The sequence below is a fragment of the Bradyrhizobium embrapense genome, from assembly GCF_001189235.2.
Lineage (GTDB): Bacteria > Pseudomonadota > Alphaproteobacteria > Rhizobiales > Xanthobacteraceae > Bradyrhizobium > Bradyrhizobium embrapense.
Genome location: NZ_LFIP02000017.1, coordinates 35351 through 49237, shown reverse-complemented (window position 1 = coordinate 49237; position 13887 = coordinate 35351). Strand labels below are relative to the sequence as shown.

At 66.6% G+C, this 13887-nt stretch carries 14 protein-coding genes; 4 read left to right on the top strand and 10 right to left on the bottom strand.

From position 1 onward, the window contains the following. Window positions 1-121: 121 nt before the first annotated feature. Genes AKN83_RS36540 through AKN83_RS36525 form a run of 4 tightly spaced genes read right to left on the bottom strand, consistent with a single transcriptional unit; the run spans window position 122 to window position 6942 of the window. Window positions 122-2185: a hypothetical protein gene (locus AKN83_RS36540; RefSeq protein WP_050403981.1), complete on the bottom strand. Its 2064-nt coding sequence runs from the start codon at window positions 2183-2185 to the stop codon at window positions 122-124. A gap of 1 nt (window position 2186) precedes the next feature. Next, on the bottom strand, window positions 2187-4997 hold the full coding sequence (locus tag AKN83_RS36535; RefSeq protein ID WP_050404004.1) for a DUF4159 domain-containing protein: 2811 nt from the start codon (window positions 4995-4997) through the stop codon (window positions 2187-2189). Beyond that, window positions 4997-5938 carry a DUF58 domain-containing protein gene (locus AKN83_RS36530; protein ID WP_050403980.1) on the bottom strand — a complete coding sequence of 314 codons (942 nt, stop codon included), beginning with the start codon at window positions 5936-5938 and terminating at the stop codon, window positions 4997-4999. Before AKN83_RS36530 ends, AKN83_RS36535 begins: the two co-directional genes overlap by 1 nt. Continuing rightward, window positions 5938-6942 (bottom strand): AAA family ATPase, encoded by a 1005-nt coding sequence (locus tag AKN83_RS36525; RefSeq protein ID WP_050403979.1) that lies wholly within the window; start codon window positions 6940-6942, stop codon window positions 5938-5940. The genes AKN83_RS36530 and AKN83_RS36525 overlap by 1 nt, the downstream gene beginning before the upstream one ends. Window positions 6943-7171: 229 nt before the next feature. Here AKN83_RS36525 and AKN83_RS36520 point away from each other — a divergent pair, with 229 nt between their 5' ends. The 4 genes from AKN83_RS36520 to AKN83_RS36505 are packed head-to-tail and all read left to right on the top strand — an operon-like array spanning window position 7172 to window position 10009. Further along, a complete protein-coding gene (locus AKN83_RS36520) occupies window positions 7172-7828 on the top strand; it encodes a DUF1285 domain-containing protein (RefSeq protein WP_244522230.1) in 657 nt (218 codons plus the stop codon). 32 nt (window positions 7829-7860) lie between these two features. Beyond that, window positions 7861-8496: a CoA pyrophosphatase gene (locus AKN83_RS36515; protein ID WP_394329917.1), complete on the top strand. Its 636-nt coding sequence runs from the start codon at window positions 7861-7863 to the stop codon at window positions 8494-8496. Continuing rightward, entirely contained in the window at window positions 8493-8756 is a 264-nt protein-coding gene (locus tag AKN83_RS36510; protein ID WP_050403977.1) for a DUF6111 family protein, read from the top strand. The genes AKN83_RS36515 and AKN83_RS36510 overlap by 4 nt, the downstream gene beginning before the upstream one ends. Continuing rightward, window positions 8753-10009: a CCA tRNA nucleotidyltransferase gene (locus AKN83_RS36505; protein ID WP_050403976.1), complete on the top strand. Its 1257-nt coding sequence runs from the start codon at window positions 8753-8755 to the stop codon at window positions 10007-10009. Before AKN83_RS36510 ends, AKN83_RS36505 begins: the two co-directional genes overlap by 4 nt. Window positions 10010-10141: 132 nt before the next feature. Here AKN83_RS36505 and AKN83_RS36500 read toward each other — a convergent pair whose 3' ends face one another. The 6 genes from AKN83_RS36500 to AKN83_RS36475 all read right to left on the bottom strand — a co-directional run bounded on the left by AKN83_RS36500 (window position 10142) and on the right by AKN83_RS36475 (window position 13678). Next, complete coding sequence (locus tag AKN83_RS36500) at window positions 10142-10414, bottom strand: YodC family protein (RefSeq protein WP_050403975.1); 273 nt, start codon at window positions 10412-10414, stop codon at window positions 10142-10144. A 111-nt stretch (window positions 10415-10525) separates the two neighbouring features. Beyond that, entirely contained in the window at window positions 10526-11266 is a 741-nt protein-coding gene (locus tag AKN83_RS36495) for an HAD family hydrolase (RefSeq protein ID WP_050403974.1), read from the bottom strand. Next, on the bottom strand, window positions 11257-12153 hold the full coding sequence (gene hemF, locus AKN83_RS36490; protein WP_172803669.1) for an oxygen-dependent coproporphyrinogen oxidase: 897 nt from the start codon (window positions 12151-12153) through the stop codon (window positions 11257-11259). The genes AKN83_RS36495 and hemF overlap by 10 nt, the downstream gene beginning before the upstream one ends. 2 nt (window positions 12154-12155) lie before the next feature. Further along, a complete protein-coding gene (locus AKN83_RS36485; protein ID WP_050404001.1) occupies window positions 12156-12521 on the bottom strand; it encodes a 6-pyruvoyl trahydropterin synthase family protein in 366 nt (121 codons plus the stop codon). Window positions 12522-12555: 34 nt separating this feature from the next. Next, window positions 12556-13188, bottom strand: a complete 633-nt coding sequence (gene queE / locus AKN83_RS36480; RefSeq protein ID WP_050404000.1) for a 7-carboxy-7-deazaguanine synthase — start codon at window positions 13186-13188, stop codon at window positions 12556-12558. A 10-nt stretch (window positions 13189-13198) separates the two neighbouring features. Next, on the bottom strand, window positions 13199-13678 hold the full coding sequence (locus AKN83_RS36475; RefSeq protein WP_050403973.1) for a tRNA (cytidine(34)-2'-O)-methyltransferase: 480 nt from the start codon (window positions 13676-13678) through the stop codon (window positions 13199-13201). Between the last annotated feature and the right edge of the window lie 209 nt (window positions 13679-13887).

Sequence of the window (13887 nt, the reverse complement as noted above, 5' to 3'; positions counted from 1 at the left end):
GTTACATTATAACATCGGAGGGTGGCCGCGATGTCAACGGTGGTTCAGACACATTGTGTCGATCCATTGCTGGTGTGGGATTGCAGCGACGGGGCCGATGGGACGTCGCGCGCTGTTGGTCTCAGCGTCCCTCACGCAGCCAGGTCGCGGCGAATGCGCCGAGCAGCAGCAGCAGGCCGACCAGGCCGGCGAACATCGGCAGCACGCCGACGCCCTTGACCACGCTGGCGTCGCGCATCTTGACGCCGAGCCAGTTGTCGCCGCGGAAGATCGAGGACGCGCGCACCGGCACGATGCGCGGCATGTCGAGGCTCGAGCCGTCGACGATGCGCCGTGCGTCGCCGCCGGTCGCCTGCGCCAGCGGCTTCAGCATGTCGGTGGTCGAGGTGACTTCCGAGAATTCCTTCGGGTTGGTCGGGCCGACATTGATCAGCGCCTTCAGCGTGCCGTCGGTGGCCTGCCACAGGCCGAGCTCGTTTGCCGGCAGTGTCGCGCGCCACTCGCCGGGATCGCCGGCGGTCAAGGTAAGTTCATGCGTGGCGCCGCTCGGCGACGTCACGGTGACCGGCGCGACGGTGTCGGCCATGGTCTGGCGCACCACCATCAGGTCCTTGCCCTGCACCTGCATGCGCAGCGCCTCTTCGTCGAGGTCGGGCTGCTTCATCAGCCAGTGCGACACCCGCCGCAACAAATCGAGATGCGGCCCGCCGCCCTCATAGCCGCGCGCCCACAGCCAGATCTGGTCGGACAGCAGCAATGCGACGCGGCCTTCGCCAAAGCGCGAAAGCAGCAGCAGCGGTTTGCCGTCGGCGCCGGTCATGACCGGCGGGTTGATCGCGTTGCGGGTGTCGACGGTGCGGAAGAATCGGCTCCAATGCGGCGGCTCGGCATTCGAACCTTCCAGCCCGCGCGTCACCGGGTGGCGTTTTCCGGCATCGCTCAGATGCGCATAGAACGGCTTCTCGGTGACGCCGACCGGCTCGGCCGGCAGCACCGAATCCAGCGGCGTGCGCCAGATGCTGGTGGTCGAGGCATAATCGGGGCCGGCCGACACCAGCACCGCGCCGCCAGAACGGACATAGCGCGCAATATTGTCGAAATAGGCGATCGGCAGCACGCCCTGGCGGGCGTAGCGGTCGAAGATGATCAGCTGGAATTCGTTGATCTTCTGCTGGAACAGCTCGCGGGTCGGAAACGCGATCAGCGACAGCTCGTTGATCGGCGTGCCGTCCTGCTTCTCCGGCGGGCGGAGAATGGTGAAGTGGACGAGATCGACGCTGGGATCGGACTTCAAGAGGTTGCGCCAGGTGCGCTCGCCGGCATGCGGCTCGCCGGACACCAGCAGCACGCGCAGCTTGTCGCGCACGCCATCGATCGCCACCACGGCGCGGTTGTTGACCGGCGTCAGCTCGTTCTCGAGCGGCGAGGCCTCGATCTCGACGATGTTGGGACCGGCATGCTTGATGTCGATGTCGACGCTCGAGGTCTGGCCTGAGGTCATCGTGCGCTCGTTGATCACCTCGCCGTCGCGGCGGATCGTGACCTTGGCGCGCTCGCCGCTGACGCCCTGGTCGTCGAGCCGGAAGGTGATGGTCTGGGTCTGGCCGACGATGCCGAAGCGCGGCGCCGCTGTAATCGCGATGCGGCGGTCGCGCTCGTCCTTGCGGCCGGTGATCAAGGCGTGCACCGGGGCCTGGAATCCAAGCGCCTGCGCGTTGGCGGGAATATCGTGCACGCGGCCGTCGGTGATCATGAACGCGCCGGCGACGCGCTCGACCGGAACGTCCGACAGCGCCGACGTCAGCGCGCCGAACAGCTTGGTGCCGTCGGTTTCGCCATCGGCCTGGCCGGCCTCGACGACGCGGACCTCGAGGCCCTTGATCTGCTTCAGGCTGTCGACCAGCGCCTGCCGCGCCTTGTCGGTCTCCTGGTTGCGCGTGCCGAAATTCTGGCTCGGGCTCTTATCGACCACGACGGCGGCAACCGAGGATAGCGGCTCGCGGTCCTCGCGGGTGAAGGAGGGATTGGCCAGCGCAAGCAGGATCAGCGCCAGCGCGGCGACACGCACCGCGGCACCGCGCGGGCGCGACAGCAGCAACAGTGCCGCGATGACGACGATCGCGCCGAGCCCGACCCACAGCACGAGTGAGGGAACCAGCGGTGTGAACGCGATACCGTAGTTCATATTATTGTCCCAGCCGCTCGATCAAGGCAGGCGCGTGCACCTGGTCGGCCTTGTAGTTGCCGGTCAGCGTGTACATCACGATGTTGACGCCGGCGCGGAAGGCGAATTCGCGCTGGCGCGGCTCGCCCGGCGTCAGCGGCAGCATCGGCTGCCCGTCGGGGCGGATCGCCCAGGCGCCGGCGAGATCGTTGGACGTGATGATGATCGGCGAGACGCCGTCGCCGCCGCGTGCCGGGCGCTGCGCGCTCTCCTCGTCGTCCTCGCGCGGCAGCGCCTCGACCCAGGTCTGGCCCGAGTTGAAGCGCCCGGGGAAGTCGCGCAGCAGATAGAACGTCTTGGTCAGCACGTGCTCGCGCGGCACCGGCTCGAGCTCGGGCACGTCGAGGGTCGACAGCAGTTCGCGCAGCGTCTGCATGCCCGGGGTCTGCGACGAACCGTTGTCGCCCGGCGGCGCCTCGACGGCGTCACGGGTATCGAAGATCACGGTGCCGCCCTGCTTCATGTAGGCGTCGATCTTGTTGATGGCGTCCTGCGGCGGCTTCGGCGCGCCCGGCACGATCGGCCAGTAGATCAGCGGGAAGAACGCCAGCTCGTCGCGCGCGGGATCGATGCCGACGGGATCGCCGGCTTCGAGTGCAGTGCGCTGGCCGAGGAACAGCGTCAGGCCGGACATCCCGGCCTTGACGATGGAATCGACGTCGGCATTGCCGGTCACGACATAGGCCAGCCGCGTCTGCGACACCGCCTTGATGGCGAAATCGTCGCTGCTGGCGTTCTGCGCGCGCGTCTGCGACGGCACAATCATGGTCGCAAGCACGAAGGCCAACGCAAGCACCGCTGGTGCGGCGCGCCGTCGGATCAGCGCCGCAAGGCTGCCGCCGAGCATCGCCACCACGATCGCATCGAGCAGGAACAGCGCCAGCGCCGTCGACAGCATGATGCCGCGCAGGTCACGCGGCTCGGTGTTGGTGTAGGTCGCATGCTTCGCGCGCAGGCCGGAGGTGTCGAGCGGCGCGATGCGGTCGGCGGAGGCCAGCGTGTTGACCGCGATCGGGCTCTCGGTGGTGCCGTAGAAGCCGGGCGGATGGTCCGCCGTTCCGCGGTCGCGATAGTCCGCCGACATTGGCTTGGCGGTCGAGGGCGGCGGGCCGAATGTGCCGAAGCCATCGAGCGTGCGCAGCGGCGCCACCGTCTCGGCGGTGGGATCGCTGGCGACGCCAGGGCCGGGCTTCGAGGTGTAACCGGACATGTCGATCAGCCGGCGCAGCATCTCGACGAAAGTGCCGGACATCGGCAGATCGGACCAGCGCATGTCGGCGCCGACGTGGAACAGGCTGACCACGCCCTTGCCGCGATGCTCGCCGGTGACGAGCGGCGTGCCGTCCTCCAGCGAGGCCCAGCTCTTGGTCGCGAGCACGGCGTCGGGCTCGGCCAGCACCTGGCGGCTGACGGTGATGTCCTTCGGCACAATGAGGCCGGTGAACGGGCCGTCGGCGGCGAACGAGGCCATGTGCTGCGGCTTCTCCCAGGTCAGGCTGCCGCCGAGCGTGCGTCCGCCGCGGCGCAGCTTGACCGGAACGAGGTCGTCATCGGCCTGGGCGAGGCGGGGACCTGCGAAGCGCACCAGCACGCCGCCTTGCTCGATCCAGGCGTTGAGCCGGTCGCGGATCTCCGGCGACAGCGTGCCGACATCGGCCAACACGATCATCGGCAGCCGCTGATCGAGGAACTGCCCGATCACCTGCTGCGGCGCGCCACGATCGCCGAGCCTGACGTCGGCGAAGGGTGACAGTGCGCGTGAGAGATAGAAGGTCGACGCCAGCAGCGGCTGCGCGGTGTCGTTGCTCGCACCGGAGACCACGCCGATGGCGCGGCGGCGCCAGCGCCGGTCGAGCAGCTGCACGGCGCCGGCCGAACGTTCGCCGGCAATTTCGAGCCGCGCGATGTCGTTGCGCAATTCGACCGGAAGATCGAAGGCAGCTTCGGTCTCGCGCTCCTGCGGGCCGAATGCGTAGCGGGCCTCGCCGATCGGCGAGCCCTTGGCGTCGACCGCGCGCACCGTTCCCGCCGCGATGCCGCTCTCGGTGCGCAGCACCTTGACGGTCATCTTGGCGGCGGCGTTCTCGGCCGCGACCAGCGCCTGCGCCGATTGCGCACCGCCGGCATAGATCGTCAGATTGCGGTTCTCGATAACCCTGCCGAGACCTTCGGTGAATTCGCTGCCGCGGCCGGTGTCCACGCCGTCGGACAGCCAGGCGATGTCGCAGTCGCCGGTCGATTTGAGGAAACGTTCCAGCGTCGCCAGGGTTTCAACGCGATCGATCGAGTAGGGCTTTGGCGCAAGCTGGCGCAGCGCGACGCGCGCGGCACCGGCCGGCATCAGCGTGATGTCGCGCGCGGGCTCGGACAGCGGCACCAGCGCGACGCCGCGGCGGTCGCTGTCGGCATTGGTGACCAATTCGTCCGCCGCCTTGATCCGCGCGTCCCAGCTCGAGGCCGCGCTCCAGCCGTCGTCGAGCAGGATCACCAGCGGCTGCTTGCCGGCGGCAACGCCGGTCTGCGGATTCCAGATCGGTCCGGCGGCGGCGAAGATGACGAGCGCAGCGGCGGCGAGCCGCAGCAAGGTCAGCCACCACGGCGTGCGCGACGGCGTCTCCTCCTTGGGCGCTATATCGAACAACAGCCGCGTCGGTGGGAATTCGATCCGGCGCGGCCGCGGCGGCATCACGCGGAGCAGCCACCACAGTACCGGCAGGCTGACCAGCCCCAGCAGCAGCAATGGTTCGGCAAAGGAGAGCGGGAGGCCTGCGATCATGCGCTGCGTCCCGCCTTGACGGTTGAGCGGCCGCCGCCCTTGCTCACCATCATGCCGGCATGCAGGAACAGCAGCAGTTCGGCCGCGGAGCGGCTGGTGGTGTGGGTCGAGAACAGCCAGTCGAGCCGGTTGGTCTCGCTGCGGATCTCGTCGCGATGCAGCGCGACGCGCGCGACATAATCACTGGCCCAGCTCTCGGCGCGGCCCGCGGTGATGACGCTGCCGGCCTCCGGCTCGACGAATTCGACGCGGCCCGAATAGGGGAAGGTCTCCTCGGCGGGATCGACGACCTGGATCATGGTGCCGTGCGCGCCCGAGGATGAAAGCCCGGCCAGCATCGCCGTGATCTCCGCGATCGGCGACCAGAAATCCGACAGCACCACGATCTCGGCCAGCGACGACGGCACGAAGGACGGCGGCAGGCTCGGGCGCGTCGTCTCGTCGTGCAACATCGCTTCCGCCATCTTGTCGATCACGTTGAGGCTTGCGGTCGGGTTCAGCAGGCCGGGAATGCCGACGCGCTCTCCGCCGGCAACGAGCAACTCGGCCAACGCGAAGGCGACGATCAGTCCGCGCTCCAGCTTGGAGTCGCGCGCCTCGCGGGAGGCAAAGGCCATCGAGGACGAGCGGTCGGGCCAGATCCACACGGTGTGCGCGGCTTCCCATTCCTGCTCGCGGACATAGAGATGGTCGTCACGCGCCGAGCGGCGCCAGTCGACGCGCTGCGACGGCTCGCCGGAGACGAAGCGGCGGTATTGCCAGAAATTCTCGCCAGAGCCGGCGCGGCGGCGGCCGTGCAGGCCATGGATGACGTTGGCGGCGACACGGCGGGCCTCAAGCACCAGACGCGGCAGCGATGCGGCGAGCGTTCGGCTTTCGCCATCGGCACGTCGAACCGCCAGGATCTCCTCGTTCTGGTGCCTGTTGTCTGCCGCCATCAACCGATCCGCGTCTTCAACTGCTTGATCACGTCAGGAATGGTGCGGCCCTCGGCGCGCGCCGAGAAGGTCAGCGCCATGCGGTGCTTGAGCACGGGCTCGGCGAGATCGAGCACGTCGTCGATCGACGGCGCGAGCCTGCCGTCGAGCAGCGCGCGGGCGCGCACCGCGAGCATCAGGGCCTGGCTGGCGCGGGGACCGGGTCCCCAGGCGATCAGCTTGCCGGCCTCGCCGCCTTCGGTGCCGGGGCGCGCGGCACGCACCAGCGTCAGGATCGCCTCGACCACGGAATCGCCGACCGGCAGCCGCCGCACCAGGCGCTGCGCCGACAGCAGCGTCTCCGCGTCCATCGACGGCTTGGCATGCGCCTCTTCGGCACCGGTGGTTTCGAACAGGATGCGCCGCTCGGCGTCGCGATCGGGATAGTCGACGTCGATTTCCATCAGGAAGCGGTCGAGCTGTGCTTCGGGCAGCGGATAGGTGCCTTCCTGCTCGAGCGGGTTCTGCGTCGCGAGCACGTGGAACGGCTTCGGCAGATCGTGCCGCGCGCCGGCAATGGTGATGTGCTGCTCCTGCATGGCTTGCAGCAACGCAGATTGAGTGCGCGGGCTGGCGCGGTTGATCTCGTCAGCCATCAACAGCTGCGCGAACACCGGACCCGAGATGAAGCGGAAGGAGCGCTTGCCGGCCGAACTCTCGTCGAGCACTTCTGCGCCGAGAATGTCCGACGGCATCAGGTCGGGCGTGAACTGGATGCGCTTGGCGTCGAGACCGAGCGTGACGCCGAGCGTCTCGACCAGCTTGGTCTTGGCAAGGCCGGGGACGCCGATCAACAGCGCATGGCCGCCGGACAGGATCGTCACCAGGGTGTTTTCGATCACCTGGTCCTGGCCGAAAATGACCGTGGAGACCGCTTCCTTGGCGGCCTTGATCTGGCCCGCGACCTGTTCGGCCGAACGGACGATCACATCCTCCAGTTTCTCGACGCTGTCTGCACCGGCCATTCGATCCGCTCCTTCTCGACGATGCGCTCGATTCTCGCGTCGTCACTACATGGCTTGCATGCTAAACCTGTGCGAAGGCCATGTATTCGTTGAATTAAACTATCCCCACCTTATCGGTATTTCAGGGTATGAACGGCATCACGATGTGGCGAGAATGACATCCCGACCACATCTCAGGATACGTGCACCAAATGTGCCAGATTGAGGGTGGGAAACTTCAGGGCAAACAATGGCGAAGCAAGGGCAGAGCGATTCCGGCAGCGAAACTACGGGCCCTGAAACGAGGGGTCTCGGAGGCAAGGGCCTTGAAGGACTGACCACTGCCGCCAATCAAGCCGCGACCTCGGGTCCAGCCGGACGCAAGGGCCTGCCGCCGGTTCATCTGTGGAATCCGCCGTTCTGCGGCGATCTCGACATGCGAATCGCGCCCGACGGCACCTGGTTCTACATGGGAACGCCGATCGGCCGCCCCGCGCTGGTGCGGCTGTTCTCCACGATCCTGAAGCGCGAGGACGGCAAGCACTTTCTCGTGACACCGGTGGAGAAGGTCGGCATCCGCGTCGATGACGCGCCGTTCCTTGCCGTGGAAATGCAGACGGAGCAAGACGCGCGCGGCCGTTTGCTCCGGTTCCGCACCAATGTCGACGACTGGGTCGATTGCGAGAAGGGCCACGGCCTCAGATTCGAGGCCGCCGCGGACGGCGGATTGACGCCCTATCTGCACGTCCGCGCCGACCTGTGGGCCAAGGTCACCCGCGCGCTCTACTACGATCTGGTTGACATGGGCGAGGAGCGGATGGTCGATGGTCAGGAGATGTTCGGCATCGAGTCCGGCGGCGAATTTTTCGCGATGGCCGATGCCAGCCAGGTGAGGGGCGCACTTTGAACGAGCCGTTGCTGAAGGTGAAGCCGGCGACGATCAGCTCGACGGAATTCTTCGCGCGAGCCCGCACGCGGCTCAATTTCGAAGTGCCGCCGGGCCTGGTCGATCCGCATATCATTCCGCGCACCGGAGATTCCGGCAACGATCGCATGCTGGAGATCGTCGCCCAGGAGCAGCCGGTGCGGCCGGCCGCGGTGCTGATCCCGGTGGTCGATCATCCCGAGCCGACCGTGCTGCTGACGCAGCGCTCGCCCAACCTGTCGAGCCATGCCGGCCAGATCTCGTTTCCCGGCGGCAAGATCGACGCCACCGACGCCTCGCCGCTCGATGCGGCGCTGCGCGAAGCCTGTGAAGAAGTCGGGCTGAAGCGGGAATTCATCGATCCCGTCGGTTATCTCGACCTCTATGGTACCGCATTCGGCTTCCGCATCCTGCCGACGGTCGCCAAGGTGAAGCCGGGATTTGCGCTGGAGATCAACGAAGCCGAGGTCGTCGATGCGTTCGAGGTGCCGCTCGCCTTCCTGATGAACCCGGAGAATCATCAGATCCACACCAAGGAATTCCGCGGCATGGACCGGTCCTACTATGCGATGCCGTTCGCCGAGCGCTACATCTGGGGCGCGACCGCGGGCATCCTGCGGGTGCTATATGAGCGGATCTATCTGTCATGATCCGCACGGTGTTGACCGAGATCGGAATCTTTCTGATCCCGTTCGCGGTCTATGCCATCTTCCTCATCGCGACGCGGTCCGGCGTGACGCTGCCGGCATCCTGGCCGCTCGACATGATCGCGAAGCTGACGCTGGCGGCGCTGGTGATGGTCATCGTGAGCTTCGTGCTGCTTGCCGAATTGACCGGCGCGCCGCCGAACTCGACCTACGTTCCCGCCCATATCGAGAACGGCAGGCTGGTGCCGGGAGCTGAGAAATGAGCGAGGTGCGCCTGTTGTCCGACGCGCCATGGCTCGCTTCGGGGCCCGCGGCGCGCGTGCTCGGCCTGCTCAATGCTGACGGCGAGGAGGCGCGGGTGATCGGTGGCGCCGTGCGCAACGCCTTGATGCGGCTTCCGCTCGCCGACATCGACATCGCCACCACGGCATTGCCGGAGGAGGTGATCCGCCGCGCCAAGCGGGCGGGCATCAAGAGCGTGCCGACCGGCATCGAGCACGGCACCGTGACCCTGGTGGTCGACGGCCAGCCCTTCGAGGTGACGACGCTGCGCGAGGACACCGAGACCTATGGCCGCAAGGCCAAGGTGGCGTTCGGGCGCGACTGGGTGCGCGACGCCGAGCGGCGCGACTTCACCATCAACGGCCTGTCGGTCGACACCTCGGGGGTCGTGCATGACCACGTCGGCGGCCTCGCCGACATCGAGGCGCGGCGCGTGCGCTTCATCGGCGATGCCGCGCAGCGGATAGCCGAGGATTATCTACGCATCCTGCGCCTCTTCCGTTTCCACGCCGCCTATGGTGTCGGCGAGGTCGACCGCGCCGGCTATCTCGCGTGCATCAGCGGGCGCGCCGGACTTGCCGGCCTGTCGGCCGAGCGCATCCGCATGGAGATGCTCAAGCTCGTGGTCGCGAACGGCGCCGCCGGCGCGGTGGTGGCGATGGGCGACGGAGGATTGCTGCTGCCGCTGTTCGGCGGCGTCGCCTATACCGGGCCGTTCGCGGCGATGATCGAGATCGAGCAGTTGATGGCGCTCAAGCCGAGCGCGACGCGCAGGCTGGCCGCGCTGACGGTTGCCGTGACCGAGGACGCGCGGCGCATCGCGAGCCGGCTGCGGCTCTCCAACGCCGAAGCCAAGGCGCTCGATTCGATGGGCCATCGCTGGTGGCGCCTGCCGGGCATGGACGAGGCACGCGCCAAGCGCAGGCTCTACCGGCTCGACGAGGAACCTTATCGTGACCGGCTGCTGCTCGCCTGGGCGCGAACCGGCGCGAACCGCGACGTGGAGCAGTGGCGCGCGCTCGCCACGTTGCCGCAACGCTGGCGCGCCCCTCACTTTCCGTTGAGGGCGTCGGATTTCATCGCGCGCGGGATCGCCGAGGGACCGGCGCTCGGGCATGTACTGACCTTGGCCGAGGATGCCTGGCTAGCCGCGGATTTTCCGCTCGATCCGCAGGTGTTGTCTGGCATCGCCGACCAGACCGTCTCCCGTTTCACCCGCGATCATCGGCTGTGAGTTTCCGCTGAATGCCGGCACCTCGATGCCGCCGCTCATCGGCGGCACGGTGACGATTGGCTGAACGACGATTGAACGTCGGGTGGAGACGATGCCGCCAGCATCCGCCAGGCAGCATCGCGCCAACGGAAATCAAGCCGCCTTGCGCTTCTTCTTGCGGTCGCCGTCCTCGTCCTCGTCGTCCTCTTCTTCCTCGTCGTCGTCCTCGTCCTCGTCGTCTTCCTCTTCATCGTCTTCCGGATCGATCTCGGTCGATTCGAGTGCGACGAGCGGCAGGGTTTCGCGGAACAGATCGCCGTCCGTCCCCATCCACAGGCACTCCACCTTGTCCTCGTCGACGTCGACCACCGTGATCGGATGGCCGCCGGATTTCAGCATGACGACGTCGCCTGGTTTCAGTTCCATGATTTTCCCTCCGCGATGGATGACGCGGACGGCAAGCTAGCGACCGGTGATGACAGTCAAATCACGATCGGCGCCTGGCGCGGTGGATTTGCTGTGAAAACCGCTGCTGCATTATTGCCGCGCGGCCGGAACCAGTTCGGTCAGCGAGCGGATGATGCGATCGGGCTTGATCGTCGAACCCTCCGGCAGGCCGACGCCGTGCACGTCCATCCAGATCGCGTAGATGCCAAGCCGCTGCGGCGCCACGACTTCCCATTCCAGATTGTCGCCGATCATCCAGGTGTCCGATGCGGTGACGCCGAGCGCCTGCATTGCGTGCAGATAGGCGCGCTCCTCGGGCTTGCCGAAACCGTGCTCGCCCTCGATCTGGATATGATCGAAGCGATGGCCGAGCGCGAAGCGCTCGACCTTGGCGCGCTGCATGTCGGCGGCGCCGTTGGTGACCAGCGCGAGCTTGATGCCGAGCGCCTTGAACGCATCGATCGCCTCATGCGCGCCGGGGAAGACGAACATCTCCTCCTCGCGATAGGCGGTGAAGCGATCGGCGATGCGGTCTGCGAGATCGTCCGGCAGCGCACGGTGGCCGGCCGCCGCCAGCTGAGCGAAGCCGCCCTTCACGGTCAGCCGGCGCGCCTCGCCGAGCCTGATCCGCCAGATCGGCTCGGCGGTCGACCAGAATTGCCGCGCATAGGCCAGCAGCGCGGTCGCGACCATCTCCGGGGGCAGGGGAGCGAGCTCCGCGGCGAATTCGGCGGTGATCGTGTTCCAGGCGATCTCGGGGCGTCCATAGGCCGACAGGATGGTGTCATCCATGTCGATCAGCATCGCGCGTGGCAGGTTCATTACGGCCATTTCACCTCCGGCGGCAGCGACGACAGGATCGAATCGACATTGCCGCCGGTCTTCAGGCCGAAGATGGTGCCGCGATCGTAGAGCAGGTTGAACTCGACATAGCGCCCGCGGCGGACCAGCTGCTCGTCGCGATCCTCCGCGCTCCAGTCGCTCGCGAAATTGCGTCGCACCAGCTCAGGATAGATCTTCAGGAAGCTGCGCCCGACGTCCTGGGTGAAGGCGAGATCGGCCTCCCAGTCGCCGCTGTCGTGCCAGTCATAGAAGATGCCGCCGACACCGCGGGCTTCCTTGCGATGCGGCAGATAGAAATAGTCGTCGCACCATTTCTTGTACTTGTCGTAGTCGGCGACGCCGTTCGGCCCGCTGCAGGCTTCTTTCATTGCGGCATGGAAGGCGACCGTATCGGGGTCTTCCTGGGAACGCCGCCGGTTCAGCACTGGCGTCAGGTCGGCGCCGCCGCCGAACCAGGCCTTGGTGGTGACGACGAAGCGGGTATTCATGTGCACGGCAGGCACGTTCGGATTGCGCAGATGCGCGATCAGCGAAATGCCCGAGGCCCAAAAGCGTGGATCGTCGGCGGCGCCGGGAATCTGCGCGCGGAATTCGGGGGCGAACTCGCCATGTACGGTCGAGCAGTGTACGCCGACCTTCTCGAACAGCCGGCCCTTCATGATCGACATCACGCCGCCGCCGCCATGCTTGCCGGTGTGATCGGTGCGGTCCCAGGGGGTGCGCACGAACCGGCCGGCATTGCCGGGATAGAGCGTTGCGGAGGCATCGTCCTCGAGCTTCTCGAAGGCCGCGCAGATGTCGTTGCGCAGCGCCTCGAACCAGCCGCGCGCACGCGCCTTGCGGTCTTCGATGATGGCGGGGTCTGTCGGCAGCATGGCTAACCCTGTGGGCCGAAATAGGTGCAGCTCTCGTTGCAGCTGTCGCGATGGACGCTGACGCGGGTCAGCTTGCCCGCGTGCTGCAACCGCTCCCAGATGAAGCGCGAAAGATTCTCCAGCGTCGGCACGCCGATCGCCTCGATCTTGTTGAGGAACTTGTGGTCGAGCGTCTTCTGCACCTCAGCCATGGCGCGTTCGAGCAGGCCGAGATCGATCACCATTCCGGTTTTCGGATCGGGCGTGCCGCGCACCGTGACTTCAGCGCGGAAGGAGTGACCGTGAATCTCCTCGCTGGCGGTGCCAAAGGTCGTTCCGGACAGCGCATGCGCAGCCTCGAACCGAAACGCTTTCGTCAATTCCCACATCTCGTTCAACAATCCAGTTCTGCTCAGGTAGGGTTCATCTAATGCCGAGCGTCTTGTGCGTCTGCACGCTGAGCCGCCATTGCGGGTGCTTCAGGCAGTATGCGATCGCAAGCTCGGTGTTCGCGATCAGGTCGGGGCCGTCCATCGGCTGCAGCGAGAAGCGCTCGAAGGCGAGCCCCGCAAAATCCTCCGGCGCGTTCTCCGGTTGTGGATAGACCAGCTTGAGCTCGTGCCCCTTGCGCACCACGAGCTCGGACGCGGCCTTGGGGCTGACGCAGATCCAGTCGAGCCCGTCGGGCGTGGCGATGGTTCCGTTGGTCTCGATCGCGATCGCAAAGCCGTGGCCGTGCAGCGCCGCGATCAGGGCCGTATCGACCTGGAGCAGCGGCTCGCCGCCGGTTAGCACCACGTAGCGATCGGCCTCGCCCCCGGTCCATTGCGCGGCAATGGTGCCGGCCAGCTCGTCGGCGGTCGCATAGCGGCCGCCGAGCGTGCCATCGGTGCCGACGAAATCGGTGTCGCAGAACCGGCAGACCGCGCCAGCGCGGTCCTGCTCGCGACCGCTCCAGAGGTTGCATCCGGCGAACCGGCAGAACACCGAGGCCCGGCCCGCATGGGCGCCTTCGCCCTGCAGGGTGAGAAAGATCTCCTTGACCGCGTAGCTCACCAAAAATCCCTCAAGTTGCAGAACCGGCAAGTCCTGAGCCGGCAAATCCTGTCTGCCGCAGCGCCTCACCGACCGCCATGGCCGCGGTGACCGCCACATTGAGCGAGCGCAAACTCGGCCTGATCGGAATCACCAGCCGCGCGTCCGCGGCGGCCACCACCGCGTCGGTCACCCCTGCCGTTTCGCGCCCGAACAGCAGGACATCGGAGGCCGTATACGCGAAATCAAGATAGGATTTCGCCGCCTTGGTCGTGAACAGGACCAGCCGGCATCCGGCCTCGGCCCGCCATTCCTCGAATTTCGACCATGAGTCGTGACGCTTCAACCGCACATGGTCGAGATAGTCCATACCCGCCCTGCGGAAATTCCGGTCCGAAGTGTCGAATCCCGCCGGTTCGATGATATGGGCTGACACGTCAAGGCAGGCGCACAGGCGCAGAATCGTCCCTGTATTCTGGGGGATGTCGGGCTGGAACAGCGCGATCTGCATGGTGCGGACGACCCGTGAAATCCGGATGAAATTGTCTCAATAAAACATCGCTCGGCGCGGATTTCGTGCATTGCACGTGTGCGAGCCGATAGCGGGCTTGCGCTCGTCCGGCAAGGGTGCCAATAGAACGATTCTGGACTGCTGTTCCGCCATTTGGGGTGGGGAATAGTGGTTTTCTGCCGCCGCGGGGGCCGCGGGCGCCGGCAGCC